This is a genomic window from Stenotrophomonas sp. STEN029, assembly GCF_056760015.1.
This window is the reverse complement of sequence record NZ_JBRREC010000003.1, coordinates 47,245-60,622: the sequence shown is the minus strand read 5'-3', so window position 1 is coordinate 60,622 and position 13,378 is coordinate 47,245. Positions and strand designations below refer to the sequence as shown.

The 13,378-nt window shown below is 56.3% G+C and carries 11 protein-coding genes; 3 read left to right on the top strand and 8 right to left on the bottom strand.

Annotated features, from left to right (window positions below):
• Positions 1-37: 37 nt before the first annotated feature.
• The 6 genes from ACVOLI_RS01265 to ACVOLI_RS01240 all read right to left on the bottom strand — a co-directional run bounded on the left by ACVOLI_RS01265 (position 38) and on the right by ACVOLI_RS01240 (position 6,118).
• On the bottom strand, positions 38-940 hold the full coding sequence (locus ACVOLI_RS01265; protein WP_481533206.1) for a plasmid partitioning protein RepB C-terminal domain-containing protein: 903 nt from the start codon (positions 938-940) through the stop codon (positions 38-40).
• A complete protein-coding gene (locus ACVOLI_RS01260; RefSeq protein ID WP_481533205.1) occupies positions 937-1,833 on the bottom strand; it encodes a plasmid partitioning protein RepB C-terminal domain-containing protein in 897 nt (298 codons plus the stop codon). Before ACVOLI_RS01260 ends, ACVOLI_RS01265 begins: the two co-directional genes overlap by 4 nt.
• Entirely contained in the window at positions 1,830-3,380 is a 1,551-nt protein-coding gene (locus ACVOLI_RS01255) for a recombinase family protein (RefSeq protein WP_481533204.1), read from the bottom strand. The genes ACVOLI_RS01260 and ACVOLI_RS01255 overlap by 4 nt, the downstream gene beginning before the upstream one ends.
• 183 nt (positions 3,381-3,563) lie before the next feature.
• The gene (locus tag ACVOLI_RS01250; RefSeq protein ID WP_481533235.1) at positions 3,564-3,731 is read right to left on the bottom strand and encodes an OST-HTH/LOTUS domain-containing protein; all 168 of its coding nucleotides are present in this window, start codon (positions 3,729-3,731) and stop codon (positions 3,564-3,566) included.
• 512 nt (positions 3,732-4,243) lie between these two features.
• Positions 4,244-5,134, bottom strand: coding sequence for a hypothetical protein (locus tag ACVOLI_RS01245; RefSeq protein WP_481533203.1), 891 nt, complete (start codon positions 5,132-5,134; stop codon positions 4,244-4,246).
• A gap of 699 nt (positions 5,135-5,833) precedes the next feature.
• Positions 5,834-6,118 (bottom strand): hypothetical protein, encoded by a 285-nt coding sequence (locus ACVOLI_RS01240; RefSeq protein ID WP_481533202.1) that lies wholly within the window; start codon positions 6,116-6,118, stop codon positions 5,834-5,836.
• 560 nt (positions 6,119-6,678) lie between these two features.
• On the opposite strand from ACVOLI_RS01240, the gene ACVOLI_RS01235 reads away from it, so the two are divergent.
• Positions 6,679-7,173, top strand: a complete 495-nt coding sequence (locus tag ACVOLI_RS01235; protein WP_481533201.1) for a hypothetical protein — start codon at positions 6,679-6,681, stop codon at positions 7,171-7,173.
• 309 nt (positions 7,174-7,482) lie between these two features.
• Here ACVOLI_RS01235 and ACVOLI_RS01230 read toward each other — a convergent pair whose 3' ends face one another.
• Positions 7,483-8,904 carry a DUF3987 domain-containing protein gene (locus ACVOLI_RS01230; protein WP_481533200.1) on the bottom strand — a complete coding sequence of 474 codons (1,422 nt, stop codon included), beginning with the start codon at positions 8,902-8,904 and terminating at the stop codon, positions 7,483-7,485.
• 420 nt (positions 8,905-9,324) lie between these two features.
• Between ACVOLI_RS01230 and ACVOLI_RS01225 the strand changes: the two genes are divergently transcribed.
• Entirely contained in the window at positions 9,325-9,744 is a 420-nt protein-coding gene (locus ACVOLI_RS01225) for a helix-turn-helix transcriptional regulator (RefSeq protein ID WP_481508526.1), read from the top strand.
• 451 nt (positions 9,745-10,195) lie between these two features.
• On the top strand, positions 10,196-11,446 hold the full coding sequence (locus ACVOLI_RS01220; protein ID WP_481533199.1) for a YagK/YfjJ domain-containing protein: 1,251 nt from the start codon (positions 10,196-10,198) through the stop codon (positions 11,444-11,446).
• A gap of 233 nt (positions 11,447-11,679) precedes the next feature.
• Here the strand turns inward: ACVOLI_RS01220 and ACVOLI_RS01215 are convergent, their stop codons facing one another.
• Positions 11,680-13,065: a hypothetical protein gene (locus tag ACVOLI_RS01215; protein ID WP_481533198.1), complete on the bottom strand. Its 1,386-nt coding sequence runs from the start codon at positions 13,063-13,065 to the stop codon at positions 11,680-11,682.
• Between the last annotated feature and the right edge of the window lie 313 nt (positions 13,066-13,378).

The window sequence follows — 13,378 nt, the reverse complement described above, 5'->3', positions numbered from 1 at the left end:
GCAACACTCTCGAGACTGGGTGTGGGAGCTCAGGAGATCACCCTGCTTTGAGAAGCTTGATGTCTGCAATGCGCTGGAGCTGTTGAAGATGGTCTGGCTTGTTCTTGGCCAGCCATCGCACCACTGCTGCATTTTCCAGAAGGGTCGACCCAATGTGGGTTTTGACGATTTCGAGCTGGAGACTGGCGGGGCCGTAGTTCTCCTCGAGCAGTTTTGTATCGGCTTGTAGCGCTGCAAGCTCCCGCTCCAGGCGTTGGAGAGCCTCGATGGGAGCACCATTGGCCGCCTTTGTTGCCAATGGCTCTATCAACTGTTCCATCGGCGTGTTCTGGAGAAGCGCGGTTGCAAGCTTGATTGAGTAATCCCCCAAGTTGACCATGGTCTGAGCCGCATCGATCTGTCGGAAGGGCTTCATCTTCCGCAGCAACCGAAACACGCCGGCCGCAGCCGGCTTGTCGGCCAAGATGGCGGTTGCTTCGTCGCAAACGCCATCCAGAAGCCGGAACTTGTTCCGGATGGAGCTGGCCGAGATGTTGAGCACCTCCGACAGCTGTTCCACAGAAGCACCACTTTCGGCTAGCCTGAGAATCATTCGGTGCTCTTGGATGACTGAAAGCCGGTTTACCTGCTTATTGTAGGTATAGCCTTCGTCGTCGGTTGAGATGAGGCAGGGGGCCACGGAGGCTCCCAGTTCCTTCAGGGCCTCCAGGCGCATTCTCCCGTCCAAGACTAAGAACTGTCCGGCGTTGCCCCGGTCCAAGGCGACCACGATGGGCTCAACCAATCCGACTATCCTGACCGAGCTCATGATCTGCTGATACTTGACCGATCCCTTGATCCCTGTTGGCATGGGGACGCAGTAGTTCAACAGTGCCAAAGGGATGTCTACGCAGTCCTTCTCAAAGCCCAGGCGTACGCCCGAAGGTTGCTTCTTGTTCATCGGGCCAATCCTCTGCGCGGCAGCAGGTCAGCCAGTGGTTGCGGGACGCTGGTCAGCCCCTCCGATTGGAGAAGTCCGCAGAACTCTTTGGAGGAAAACAGCTCTTTGAAGATCTGCCGGGCCAGGAGGAGCGATTGTTGCGTGAACTCGGCCTTCTTCTGGATGCGTTGATGCATCTCCACGTCGCGTTTGTAGAGCTTGGCAAGGTCCTCGGGGGTAAGCCTCTTCCGTGGCGCGCCGTGCGCGTAAGTGCTGGTTCCCTTTTTGCCGCTTCTGGCTCGATGGGCTAGGATCTGTCGGACGACGGTCACCTTCTTTCCCTTGAGTTCACCGGCCTCGTAGGCGTCCATCAGCAACTGTTGCGCATCGCGATCATTTGCTCGGGAGATGTTGACGGCAAGGGCCAAGGAAATGTGGCCGGCCTCCGCGGCAGCGAGCAGACGCCGCTCTCCGCGCTCCATAAGGTTGGCCACGCTGTTCACCCAAGACGGAGTGCAGCCAAGCTTGGTGGCTATCTCCGGGTCCGAGTAACCGCGCTCTCTAAGCACCTGAACCTGTTCCATGGTCTCGGCTGCTCTGGGCGTGCGGCGGGCGACGTTCTCCACGATGCTCATGACGTGGCCGGTGTGCTCATCCACGTCCAAAATCAGGGCGGGGATCTCGCGGTGGCCCAACAGTTTGCAGGCCTCAAGGCGGCCTTGGCCACAGATCAGTGCATATGGGAGCGACGTTTCATCAGGAGATGCCATACGAACGCTAACGGGGCGCTTGAGCCCCACCGTTTCGATGCTTCGAGTGATGCCACGGTGGATGCGTTGATTTCTGACACGCGGGTTGGCGATATGGATGTCGGCAATGGGGATCATCTGAACGCTTGAGCTTTTGTTTGTCATGCGACCTCCAGCAATGCGGCCCGACCGGCCAGGGCGAAGAACTCTTCCAGCGTGTCCATCCGGTAGGCGTCCAAGGAGAAGCCGTTGTCCTCCATGGAGGGCATGCCATCGGGGGTGAAGTCGATGGAAGGAAGCACGTAGTAATCGTGGGCATGACGGTTACCGGGATCCATCCGGATCACGACGGTCACATGCGGTGTAAGGCTTGCATCCAGTCGGATTCGCCAGCGGTTAGAGCCGGCGGGTGTGGGTTTGCACCGTGCGATGACGACGGACGTGAGGAGCTCACCGTTCACCCGCAGAAGACCGGTATCCCGGCATGGCTCAACCCACCCGCCGTGTTGGGCGATGCCATCGACCACCAGTTGGACCATCTCAGGATGCCGCCGCCGAAGGGAACGGTTGATCTCCAGGTAGGCGTAGTCACGTTTGGGGGAGTAACCAACCAAGCTGTAGGCCCGGAGCAGGCTTCCGAACCGATGGCGGAAGGCGCTGCTGGAGGGAACGCCTTCCTCTTCATCTATCAGCATTCCTGACAGCGCGCCATGCCGATCAAGCAGCGAGCGCAGGGCTTCCAGCATCTGGCGGTCGTCCAAGTGGACCGAACGTGCCGCTATGACTGCTTGAACGCGCTCGAAGAGATCAAACGGAACAATGGCTTCAAACGCATGCTCCTTTCGCACCCACGCCTCCGGCGGATTCTGAACGTGTTGCAGCTTCAGCTTGAACGAGGTCCGGTTGTAGACGTTGTGGCCGACGTATTTCTCATTCGTTAGTATTTGATGGACGGTCCCTCGGCTCCAGGAGCCACCCACCTCATTGGGGATGCCTTCTTGGTTCAGAACGGAGGCGATGACCCGCTCGGGCATGCCGTCCTGCAGAAACAGCCGATAGATGCGCAAGACGATGGCGACTTCTTGCGAAGGTCCGGGCACCAGGATCACACGATCAGTTTGGATGCTCTTTTGCTCTCCTCGAGCGAGCAATGCCTTGGGCTGGAGATGCTCGTCCACGAGTTGGCGCCGTAAGCCATATCCCGGGGGGCCTCCTTGTCGGAACCCGTGCCGCACGATGTTGCACGCCCCTTTGAACACCTTGTCAGATAGCTCGCGGCTGTATTCGGCGGCCATGCTCCGCTTGAGGCCAATCATGATCGTCGATGGCAATGAGCCGTCGTTCTTGAAAGCTTCTGCGCAATAGATGACCGGGACGCCATGGCTCTTACAGGCGTGAACGTAGGCGGCGGCCTCGTCCGGGTCAGGGAACCGTCCCCAACGGCTGACGTCGTAGACCAAAATGGCGTTGAAGCCAGGGGAGGGGAGCTTCACATCCCGGAGAAGGTCTTGAAGACCGCTTCGACCCTTGAGGTTTAACCCACTCTTGCCGGAGTCCTCGTAGGTCTGGACGATTTGCATGCCGTTTGCCTTGGCGTATTCGGCAATTTCCGCAGCCTGGTTCTCCGTGGAGTAGCGCTGATGCTCGGTCGACATGCGCACATACTGGGCAACCGGAATGAGCCGATCGGGAGACTGAACAGCATCGGTCACTGTGTGGTGCAAGGACACGGCCAGCGCTTCTCGTCTAAGACTATGTATTCAGCGACCGTAGGCGGACAGTTTGACGGTCTCGTTACTCTTCGAGTTCGTGACTGAACCAATCAAGTTCGTGACGCGCAGGTGTCGATAGCAGCTCGAGATGATCACGTCGCTCTGGGAGCGCGAGTGATAGGCCTACGCGTGCTCATTCGTTTCAGGCCGCGCCAGACTGACGGTCCACTGGCCTCCTTCCTGCTGGCGTAGGGTCAGCAGGTCATAGGTCTTCCGCATGCTGAGTAGGTCCGAATGCCCATAGGCATTGGGGGAGAAGGACGGATCTGTTCGTTTGAGATATTGGCCCAGCGGCTGATCATTTCGCGGACCGTCCGCAGGCCGTGTTTGCTCTGGTAGGTCAGCAGCCTCTTGGCCAGCGCGCGGAAACCAGCCTGCGGCGTCTTGAACACGCAGAAGCGCGGCTCACGGCGCAAAGCAGCGGCGCTGCGGTCCTCGCCCTGCCACACGGTCTTGGTGCGATCGATGTTGCCCGGGGTGTTGATCCGGACGCCGCGCGGCTCTTGCTTCGTGCTCATGGGTGAATCCCCTGTATGGCATAGGTGCCCGTCACCACAGTCCGGCTGCGGTCGATGATTGGTCCGGTGAGGATCGACGGGCGTAGAAGGGCCGATCACCACCACTGCATGGTGCGCAGGCCAGTCATGACGTCTCTGGCGCGCTTGCGCGCGGCACCGGCCCCAATCGCCTCACGGCGAGCGGAGGAGCTTACGGGGGGTGATCGGGTTGAAAAGAAAAAGCCCGGCTTGTGCCGGGCTTTCGTCGCGTGATGGTAGGACTATCGGACCTATAGTGCGCGGGCTTCACCCGCTCGAACCTCGCCTCAATCCAACGCCCCCGCGAAGCTGATATCGGTTCTTTCTGACTAGCGTCAACCGCGCATTATCCCAATCCAGAAAAATGGGCACCGAATCGACATATTCACCGCTCTCTAGAAACCGCCCTGCACGAAGGCCAAGGGTGATACGGCCTGGCACAGAGAAGTCCTCGATAGCGGCCTGAAAAGATTGCCGGGCCGCCGCTACCGCATCACCAACCACACCCCTAAGTTCGATATGAACATGGCTCAACGCAGCAACGTACTCACGGATCGCCTTTCTCAGGTCGATCTCGCATTCGCTCTCAGCAAGGGTCTTGGCTTTGAAACCCTTCTCCTCTTCAAGCGTTGCACGGAGACAGAAGAAAGAAAGCTGTTCGGACCTGAGGACCTCGTTTGCGTGACTAGCGACAGGTGAGATCTTGTGAACAGGCGGCGAGCGATGCTGCACATGGTTTCTAAGAGCTTCAAGAAACCTGTATTCCTTGCAGTGATCGTAGGCGCCATTGAACTTCGACTCGGCCTGCTCCTTGAATGGTCGGTCCAGCGGCAGCGACGAAAAATCCCTCTTCACCTGATCAATGTACGCACGACTCGACGAAAGGAGATTCATGACATGGCGATTCGCCTCACAGAATGAGCTCCGGGCAGAATCATAGGAGTGGTCGCTCGTGATATCGGCATAAATGCAGTGACTTGCTGCCCACGACTCAAAAGCCATGTAGTTCCCGAGTAGAAGTTCATACTTCTGTTCAAAGGCTGCCGCATCGGACAATGTGGACCAAGCCGAAACCAACTCTTTATAGCGGCGTTCAGATAGTTCAAGCACTGACTGCTCAGCGCTCACGTTGAGGTAAAGGCAATATCGCTCTTCCACAGCTCCGTCGCTCCCTATTGTTTGACGCAACCAAAGAGCATTGTGCAGCTCGCACGTCGCTACTGGAAGGACTCAATCCACGCGACTACCCGCTAGTTGATCGCAGCTCAGGGCAACGAACACCGGAATGCTGGCGGTGCCGTCACGAATCCTTGGGGTGGATAGCCAATGCCCTCCGGAGTTTATCCGCAGCTGTTTGTTCCATCTCTACCACTTGGGTGATCAGCCAGTCCGTTACCGCAGCCCAAGCCTCTAAGTCGAATCACTGACACCTATTGCAGCGGCGCGCTGGCGGTTGCGGTGGCTATGATCCCGTTGTGGCGCATCGGCACGCCGAAGGAAATCGCAGATGCTGTCGTCTTCCTGGCAACTGCTGGGACCTACATGATTGGTATTGACTTGGTCATCTACAGGGGCATCACCCAAGTCTGAGCTGGCCATTCCGGAAAAGGTGCCCCTCCCCCACATTCGATTCCGAGGGCCATGATCGACAGGCTCATTCGCCGCGTTGCCGGAACGACCAAAGCCCAGAGGGCGCGCGAACGAGGTGGTGTGGGATGCACATCGAGAGATGTGTCCCGATTTGTGTCCTGCATCCGGTTACCCCAGAAAAGCAAAAAACCCTGCGTTAACATGGGTTTGCGTAATCTGGCGGAGAGAGGGGGTCTTCTCTGCTCATTAGCCCCAGTTGAGCCCCTGCTATCTCAGCGCGACAGCCACGGCTTCTAACGACCCGAAACCATCGAGCCATTCCAGCGCCATCAGCTGCTCCTGGCTCTTCAGCCCGTAGGGCCCATCCACCCCAAACAGGTAGTGATCGCCTTGAAGTGCACCACATGTCTGGCAATGGTTGGCCCAGTATGCGAAACCCGCCGTGCGGCTTTTTGCCAAGCGAAGCCAAGGCGCCCGGGCTTGAATGAAGAGCTGGGCCTGTGAGTCCAAGGCTTCCACCGACTTCAGTAGTGCCGGCTCGTCAGAGGTCACTACCTCTCCATCCTGTAGGTCAATCTCCTGAAAGGATGGAACCCACAGGGCTGCCGTGGGGGTGGCACCACGGCAGTAATAGCAAGTTGTTTGGGATAGCAGGAGGGCGTAGCTGGGGGCGAGTAGGGTGGCGATCATCAAACGAGCGTCAGAAAGCGGGACATCGCAGCTAAGCATAGCTTCCCAACACATTTGAGCAGCGCAGCGATCAACTGTCGGGAGAGGATTGGTACAACAAGAGGCCACCATCCCTTCCAGGCATTGGTGATCCTTGTATGCAAGCGCTTCCATTTGGTCTTTGGCGCTGCTGGGGCAGCTGGCGCCATGCCAAACCGTCGTTCCAAGTAGCGTGCCAGTACTAGCTCTTCATTGAACGGTTCATGTGACATCGCGGGACTCCTTTAGTGGAGCCCCAATGCTGCGTCAGCGGATTAGGTGGGTCAGCCAGGACTTTCCCATTCTTGAAGGCCTGGTCCTGTTGCAAAATTTCGGTCCCATTGACGCCAAATTTGGTTGCATTCATATTGGTCTCAACAAGACCGTTTTTTTTGAGGTGCCACATGGAAGCGACCGTCACAACATCCGTTGCTGCGAAGATCGTGGGCATCGGTTACGAAGGACTTCGCAGCTACTTGAAGCGGGGGGTGCTAGGAAGAAGTGGCGTCATGATTCCGCTTGTGGGTATGAGTGCTTCTGCTCCAGAGGTCAACTCTGTGCGAGCGACGTGGAAGCGCTTTGGCTTTACTGATCTTTGCCTCATGCATCTGGCGAAGCAGCTGATCGAGATGGGTCTGACGTTCGATCAAGCCAACTCAATCGTTTCCCGGGAAGATATGCGCCCACTATTCCGCAGAGGGATTCACGATTTGGATGCTCTGGTAATGACTTGGCCGCCTTATCAGGACTACATTTTATTCAAGGGCGAAGATCGGCGTCACTTATCGGATCGGCTGGCCGAAGCAAACGGAACTGCTATTCTGATCGACCTGCGGGCCATCGCCGAGAGCGTCACGTTCAAGTTGCATGAGAACTGCCCTGATGCTGTCTTGGAATGATATGTTTAGATGCATCGCTACCCAAAGTAACTGCCTTAGACGGGAATGTGCGCGAGTGTTTCTGCAGGTGACTCTCTGTACCGGATGGAACTTCGCTCGGATGCACGCATAGTCGCGTGCGATTCTCATGGGAGGGTCGAGCGAGAAAGTCAGGACGGCTTTGCCGGAACTCCGCCGGTCGTAGCGAGCTTGCTCGATCCTCCCTCCTTTCACACCAGGCTAGGTTGAGCGGACGTCAGCCGCGGAGCATTTTGCTTCTTCATCAGCAGGGATTAGCTGGCAAAGAGGCGCTGGAGGGTTCCACTTTTGTTACCACCGGTTGGTGCGATGGAGGATGCGCCTTAATACGGTTTCGTGGCCATCCTTGAATTCTTCCACTTCATTCGTTTTTTTAAGCCATTCCAAGGCGGATTCAAACCTTTTCCTGGGCATGTCGGAGAGTTGGAAAACATCCTCCAGTGAGGCGGTGCGATGTAGTCGATCGTGGGTCGAAGCGCTATCCAGGCAGGTTAATATAAAATCAGCATTTTGCCAGGTTGTCGGTTTTTTAATGGGCTTGGATTGTCTTTTGGTCCAGTCACTGGCTTGTTGTTTGGCAGCGGCCTCTGCCTTTGCGATTGCCTTGTCAGAGTACTTCGCAGGTCCATCTACAAATACCAAACGATACTGCGAAAGTGACCATTCCATGATCGCCCAAGCGCGTTTCACCATGTCAAGCGTGACTGGCCCTGGACGATCACAAAACACCTGAAGCACCACCGCCACCCGGAGCGTGTTCTCCCATGCTCTACGGGCGGCATCATCAACATCCTCATACTCAGTTTCAGCCCACGTGATCAGTCGGCGCTCCAAGGACATCATGTACGCTGAGGCATGTATATCAAGGCTGATAGGGGCGCGGCTGAATTCCCCGCGGTCATAGTTTCCGTTTATCTGACTGATGAGGTCGGCGACTCTGGCTTGGTATGCGTCGGGTGCGTATCGCCCCGAGGGAGCTTGGTAAGATTCGTTCTCTGGAAACCTTTTGGGGTCGTGGCAGCCTACAATGGATCGCGGCCACCAGCCCACCCCCCGGTCACGACGGCCCGATCGGGCGACATAGTCGTACATCAAATCCGGTTGAATCCGAAATCCAACGCTCCCACGGGCGTCACTGGCCTCCAGCGTCGCACCACGGACCTGCCAATCCAAGGGGGGATTGCCGCTCCATAACTGCGTCAAAGCGTCGGTGTGCTTCTTGAAAAGATCGGTTTCCAGCAGGCTTGAACCATCCTCGCGCTGGAGTGTCATGTTCATGCCCATGCCATCCAGCGTTTCCATCAGCGAACGAAAGCTGATGGCCTGGGTTATCAGTGTTTCCACTCGAGGGAGTCGCCTTTGAAGAGGCGGATCTAGTGCATCGGTTCCTTGACGCGCCGCGCGAACACGCGCCTTCTTCGCCTTGATGAATTGTTCGAAGAAGACTTCGTAGGACCGCCCCTTGCCCGTGGCCGTTGGGGCCAGTGCACACGTATTGATGGTCGCTGGCAGAACTCCACCATCAGGCGCCCGACAGTCAAATCCGCAGTGAACGACAGCCCCCGCTGCTGAGAGTGCGTCTGTCAGTGCGATCGCGGCCGGCACGCGCTTGGCAGTAATGAGATGCAGGGCGACGGAGCGCAGTGGATCGGGCAGCTGATCGATCGGGCAGATCGGTCGATGGTCAGGGAAAGGATAGGGGTACTCGAACAAGAGGGAGCTCCGTTGGCGCAATGCGGCCTGTTGATTCGAGCCTAATCATTCAGTTGTAGAAGGCAATACCTGGGTACCCCTATCGAATGGGCGACAAGGCTCATTGGCTAGGATTTGGACGCTATCGGACAAGCCGAGTTAACCCCGTAGGGGAAAAGCCAAGCTTTCTTTCGCTAAGTGAGCGATAGCTCGGAGCACTCGCCTGTGGATGAGCCGGCCTGCGCAAGCTCCGTTGCTTGGTCGCTCGCCTAGCCCCGGTAGATCGGCGCATTGCCGCACCCCAAGCCGGTTGGATTTGGCAAGCTGCAAATTCCTTGATTTTTTTTCCTTATTGGCTTGGCGAGCTATGTGGTTTCCTGTGCCTCTACCCGCTCAGCATGTAGTGCGAGGCGGCCTTAATAGACGTTGTAGGAGGTGGTTGTGAACAACAGCAAGATTCCTCGCGGTCAGGTTGACCGTAGTACGGGTTCGTATGCGCCCGCCCGCTTTGGCTTCGATGGTTCTTGGAGTTCCGAGAACTTGGGCGAGCCGCGCACTCCGTCAACCGACGTGATGACTGCGAAAGTGCGCCTCTCGGGCGTTCATGGCGCGCGGATGGACCAGCCCGCGGGTGCGCCGGGGGCGGTAGTCGTCGCTGCCCCTCCCGACACCTTCTTGCGAGAGAAGCAGGTTCTGGAGGTCACCGGCTTGGGTCGTTCGTCGATCTGGTCCTATTGCAACCCGCGCTCGCGTTACTACGATCCTTCCTTCCCGAAGCCGGTGAAGATCGGCGCACGCGCGGTGGCATGGCGCGCCAGCGAAATCTTTGGCTGGGTCGCTTCGCGTCGTGCTTTCAAGTGAGCGATTCGCTAACTCGGCATTGTTGAAATAATGGCTTGAAGCAGGAATTGCTTGGGCCTGGCGGGATTTGGCAGGGGAATATCCAGTGAATTCCATCAGAGGAATTTCGGATATATAGATTATCTATCCATATATCTATCTGGGTAGTTAAGCTGTCCTTTGAGGTAATCACGCTGATCTATCTGCTTGTGTACTCCATCTGTGCAGATGTTAGTCCGGGTGGATCCATACGCACTTAGTGTGCGCTCTACTTGTTCGTTGCTGATTAAAGTTTATAAGCTTGACCTACAAATACTCCATGAATGTCATCGCAGGCAAGACTTGTTGCCGAGCCGCTATCAGGGGCAGTCATTCATTGTGTCAATCTCTTTTACGCTCCCTGTCCACGCTTTCGCGCGACTGTGGCTAGTTGTCGCAGGAGCAGGGCGAGGTGCTCCATCCCGGAAATAAGATGAAAATTCGTAAGCAGAAGGGAGCCCCGGATTCAGCGTGGGCTATTAAGGTCAAAAAGATTATTAAGGCAGAAGCGGTCCGCGAACGCCTGGTTGAGACCTGCGTTCGTGTGGTGAGTCAGAACGGTCGGGTGCGAGTCCCTGGTACCGAGCAGTACTACAGCACCGACCAGGAAGCTGTCTGGTTCACGGGTACCGATGACACGGCATTCAAGGACTTCACCTCGATAACGTTGCGTGAGCTGTACGAGGCTCTCCAGCGTGACGGTGAGCCCGGCAGGCTGGCTTCGCGTCAGAAGGCATGGGACCCCTCGCCAGCGTATGCGCTGACCAAGTTGGGGAAGCTGATCGTGAGTGCGTGTGCGCTGTATCGCCAAGAGTGGGCGACAACGTACATCAACCACGTGTTCAACCCCGAAACCACTGTGCTGATGCGTGCCATGAAGCGCTACGCGCGGGCCATCGGTCACTCCAAGGTGGGAGAGGGGCTGCAGTCAGAAGATCTGGTGCTCTTGCTGGCTCGATTCTGCCGCTTTGTGCGTCGTGCGTGCGGCACGTGGCGCTTCATCAACGCAGTACGTGAACAGAACAAGCAAGCGCAGGCGAACTTCGACAGCGCTCGTGAGTACATCTGCTACTTGGCGCAGCGCCACTCAAAGCTGCTGATCATGCGCATCGATCTGTACTACAGCCCGTACTACGACGCGCCAGGAGCATACAAGCACATTTACCGCTTCCTGAACTGGTTGCGAGATAGTGCCTGGTGCAGGCGTCACCTGCCGGACTACTTGGGTTTCATCATCAAGTGCGAGAACGGGGTGGTGCGCGGCATGCACTGGCACCTGATGGTGATCTGTGAGGGCAACGAGCAGCAGAATGGCGGTTGGCTGTCTCAGCAGCTCGGTGAGGCGTGGATGGCTCGTGTCGGGGCGACGGCAGGCAGTTACCACAACTGTTGGGTCGATCGAAAGAAGTATGAGTACGACGGACTCGGTGTACTAACTCTCAAGGACAGGGAGAAAATGATCGGACTGCGTGCCGCGCTGCACTACCTGACCAAGCAGGACTGCGTGCTCAAGCTGACCAATGATAAGACCCGCAACTTTTGGCGGTCCCGGATGAGTAGCGAAGAGCCGAGCAAGCGCGGCCGACCGCGGACGGAGGAGAACAGCGTGCAACTGCTCAAGGACACGTTGGGCGGGCGTCGTAGCAAGTACCCCCCTGGCTTTGAACCGAATAGTCGGGCGTAGCTACGTGTGGTAGGTGTTGCTGCAACCGAGGCGCGCACATCGTTTGATGCATGATAAGCATGAGCAAAAAATCCAAGCATGGTGCAGCCCTCCAGTATTGGAGGGCTACTTAGTAGTCCAGTGCTTGATTGGGGGAGTATTGCGAGCTTATTGAGCGGTATCGGTCTTTGAATGCGCACGCTTCCGTACCCATGAGGGCCGCGGTCTGGATGTGGGATTCGTCAAAGAGAGCTTTAGAGCTCTCCTGCGAGTGCTTTAGCCTGATTGATACTTAGGTCATCGATCCGGAGTAAGTTGTCGATGAGTGCGGAGATGTCATTTGTCCGTACTGCGCGCAGGTAAGTGTTTAACCTAGCCACTTGGTAGCGCATCCATGCATGATGGCTACGTGTGTTCCCTTTGAACGCCGCTTGATACTCGAAGAATCGGTTCAGGTAGATTTGGATGACACCTTGGTGCTGATGGGGGGCATCCGTATTTCGCCCCTTGTCGAAGTGTCTGCGCGCATCACTACCTTGGGTGCTTTGGCCGTGCCAGTATGGCTGATAGGCGGTACCTGCTTTCTGCTCGTAGTGGAATGAGCAGAAAGCGGAAATGACGTCGCAAATAGAAAGTAACGGGGCATTCGGCTCATCCGTTCCCCAAGTTCTGGATATGTAACAAGCAAGCAACCATTGTGTTCGTTCCGCGTTGAGGTCCACTCGGCCGTCAATGCCGGTTGCGGAACGTACAGCAGAGACTATTTCTTCTCGGAAGTCTGAGCCCAGTTGATGGATGTTGCTGGCTGTAAGCCATGTATCGAGTGGCGTCACTCGAAGCTCTGACTTCAAGGCAATAGCGGCACAAATCTGCTGGAGATGCTCAATGTCGGCTGCTGAGGTGTCCTTGATTGCGGTCGAGTGGAGATGCTGACGGTGATGCATGACGAAGTGCCGGAAAGCGAGCGTCTCTAAGTAGACAAACATAGCCTCTGATGTAGGGCAGGTTTGATCTTTATTAGGGCGAATTTCGATGGCGTCCTGGAGCTCAGAAAGCTTGTGATACGCCCGCGCCAGATCATAGTCGCTGCTGGTTGCTAGATTTAAGGTTCGAGCAACCTCATCGCTGGTGCGCTCTGCGCCTAAACAGAGTTTTTCGGCTGTTGTCTTGTGTTTCTCGTTGCCAAGCAATTGAGATAAGCGCAGCCGCTTGCTGGTGTCCACGTCGCTGCTAAGGGTATCTATCAAAAGGTTGATTAGTTCAGCTGCTTCCTTGTCCCTGGAAATGGTAGTGCCGGTGCTGAATTCCATTGTCGGTCGGTCAGCTGGTGGCCGAAGGAGGTTAAAGACGTGCCTTCTGCTATTTTCGTTTGCAAGAAATAATAGTTCTATGGTCCGTAGTGTATCGATGGGGAGTCTTTGGTTTCCATCGGTCACCGAGAGGTCAACAGAGTTTTGGAGGAAGGCGAATAGCTCTTTGAGGGATCGAAACGTAATCTCCTCAAAGCTGCTTCGTGGATGGTGAAGATTCAGCTGCTTAATCAACTCGTTGATGGTAGCTGTATCCTCATCTTTACCAAGATGGATGCGTTGCGATAGGTGCGAGACGAGTTTATCGTGCACAGAAATTGTGGAGTCCATTCGATTGCTCTGCTTAATACTTGGGGTGGGCCGTCGAGAACTGTTGTAGCGAGGGCAGCTCTCAGCTAGCGCGGCGACTGGGTTTTATCGGATACGCGTCAATAGAGAATGATTTTTTCTTCTTGATTGTCAAGTGCTAAGTAGGCCGACAGACGGCATCATTCGCGCGCTCAAGTCATTCGGCAGCGCGTTTTCGTTGATCTACCTTAGGGTCTCGCTGAGGCGTGCGAGAATCATTGGAATTTGGTGTTCGACCTTGGGGAAGGAAGATCGCCACCTGGATTTAAAAGTTTCGGGCTTTTTATGGATGGTC

Bases quoted from the DNA above. Each gene is read 5' to 3' on its own strand.
- ACVOLI_RS01265 (WP_481533206.1), bottom strand. From the start codon at position 940: ATGAACAAGAAGCAACCTTCGGGCGTACGCCTGGGCTTTGAGAAGGAC.
- ACVOLI_RS01260 (WP_481533205.1), bottom strand. From the start codon at position 1,833: ATGACAAACAAAAGCTCAAGCGTTCAGATGATCCCCATTGCCGACATC.
- ACVOLI_RS01235 (WP_481533201.1), top strand. From the start codon at position 6,679: ATGGAAGCGACCGTCACAACATCCGTTGCTGCGAAGATCGTGGGCATC.
- ACVOLI_RS01220 (WP_481533199.1), top strand. From the start codon at position 10,196: ATGAAAATTCGTAAGCAGAAGGGAGCCCCGGATTCAGCGTGGGCTATT.
- ACVOLI_RS01215 (WP_481533198.1), bottom strand. From the start codon at position 13,065: ATGGACTCCACAATTTCTGTGCACGATAAACTCGTCTCGCACCTATCG.